1 protein-coding gene and 2 pseudogenes are annotated in these 1882 nt (G+C 51.0%); 2 read left to right on the top strand and 1 reads right to left on the bottom strand.

Annotated features, from left to right (window positions below):
* Window positions 1-587, bottom strand: a pseudogene (gene silC, locus BV390_RS30230) (Cu(+)/Ag(+) efflux RND transporter outer membrane channel SilC); the annotation flags it as partial.
* Between the two features lie 189 nt (window positions 588-776).
* Here silC and silR point away from each other — a divergent pair.
* Together silR and silS are read left to right on the top strand one after the other, a co-directional pair.
* A complete protein-coding gene (gene silR, locus BV390_RS30225) occupies window positions 777-1457 on the top strand; it encodes a copper/silver response regulator transcription factor SilR (RefSeq protein ID WP_001572351.1) in 681 nt (226 codons plus the stop codon).
* Window positions 1450-1882, top strand: a pseudogene (gene silS, locus BV390_RS30220) (copper/silver sensor histidine kinase SilS); the annotation flags it as partial. The gene silR and the pseudogene silS, both read left to right, overlap by 8 nt.

The following is a 1882-nucleotide window of genomic DNA, read 5'->3' as shown; positions in this document are numbered from 1 at the left end:
TGTTCATAATTTTTCAGCGTTTCCCGCGCAATACGGAGTTGTTCGTACGCCAGTTGCTGGCTGAAATAGCTCTGTGAAACGTTGGAGACCAGCAGGATGTGTACGGCACGACGGGCTTCTTCGCTGGCAAAGTAGTTCTGGCGATCAGCCTCACTCATGTTCTTAAGTTTGCCAAAAAAATCGAGCTCATAGCTGAGCTCCAGACCCGCGTCGTACTCCTGTGTGGTCGGCTTGTCACCTTTCAGACCACCGTTGTATGTGATCCCGGATGAGGCATTCAGTTGGGGATAACGATCTGCATCCGTGACGTTGAACTGGGCCCGGGCCTCTTCAACCTTCAGGGCAGCCATTCTCAAATCACGGTTATTATTCAGGGCTTCACCGATCAGCCTGCTGACCTGGGGATCGACAAAAAAGTTTCGCCAGCCCGTATCCTGATAGCTGTTTACCGCAGGCGTCAGACTGTTTTTAGACAATGAAAACTGCTGGGGAACCGGAGCTGGCGGACGCTGATATTCAGGTGCCAGAGAAACACAACCAGCCAGGATGAATATGGTACTGATGCTGAGTAATTTTAATTTGAACATAACGCTTCTCGTACAGGCAGACCTGGTAAATGGTTCAAACGAAGTCCAGAGTATTGATAGGGATACTTTACCGAACGCTCTCTGTTTGCCGGGTGACAGGATAATGACAATGTTGTCATTTTTGCTGTAATCCGTTGATAACGATCGTGGGCGCAATAAAATGACATTAGCAGCCAGCCGGGGAGCATGATGAAAATATTAATCGTTGAAGACGAAATTAAAACAGGTGAATATCTCAGCAAGGGGCTGACAGAGGCGGGGTTCGTCGTGGATCACGCTGATAATGGTCTGACCGGATATCATCTTGCCATGACAGCCGAGTATGATTTAGTCATCCTGGATATCATGCTGCCTGATGTAAACGGCTGGGATATCATCCGTATGCTGCGCAGTGCCGGAAAGGGGATGCCGGTATTACTGCTGACGGCCCTTGGCACGATTGAACACAGGGTCAAAGGACTTGAGCTGGGTGCGGACGATTATCTGGTGAAGCCCTTTGCGTTTGCTGAACTGCTCGCCCGGGTAAGAACCCTCCTCAGGCGGGGAAACACGATGATCACGGAAAGCCAGCTTAAAGTGGCTGACCTCTCGGTTGATCTCGTATCCAGAAAAGTCAGCCGCGCCGGGAACCGCATTGTGCTCACCAGTAAAGAGTTCAGCTTGCTGGAATTCTTCATTCGCCATCAGGGAGAAGTTCTTCCCCGCTCCCTGATTGCCTCTCAGGTCTGGGACATGAATTTTGACAGCGACACTAACGCGATTGATGTCGCAGTAAAGCGACTCCGCGCTAAAATAGACAACGATTACGGGACAAAACTGATCCAGACAGTGCGGGGCGTGGGCTACATGCTGGAGATCCCGGATGCATAGCAAACCGTCCAGACGCCCTTTCTCACTCGCTCTGCGGCTGACCTTTTTTATCAGCCTGTCCACAATACTGGCGTTTATCGCCTTCACCTGGTTTATGCTGCATTCTGTTGAAAAGCATTTTGCCGAGCAGGATGTCAGCGATCTGCAACAAATCAGCACCACACTGAGCCGTATACTCCAGTCCCCGGCAGATCCGGATGAAAAAAAAGTAAGCAAAATAAAGGAATCAATTGCCAGCTACCGCAACGTTGCCCTTTTGCTCCTCAATCCCAGGGGTGAAGTGCTCTTTAGCTCAGCTCAGGGGGCGGCACTACGCCAGGCAGTGAATTCAGCAGATTTTAGCGAGCACAGCCGCGCACGGGATGTCTTTCTCTGGACGGTGGAGGATCCTGCGGGACCGATGGATACCGGGTCCGAAATGAAGA

The organism is Klebsiella sp. YJ, assembly GCF_002108615.1.
Classification (GTDB): Bacteria; Pseudomonadota; Gammaproteobacteria; order Enterobacterales; family Enterobacteriaceae; genus Klebsiella; species Klebsiella planticola.
This window is presented reverse-complemented; position numbering and strand designations above follow the sequence as displayed.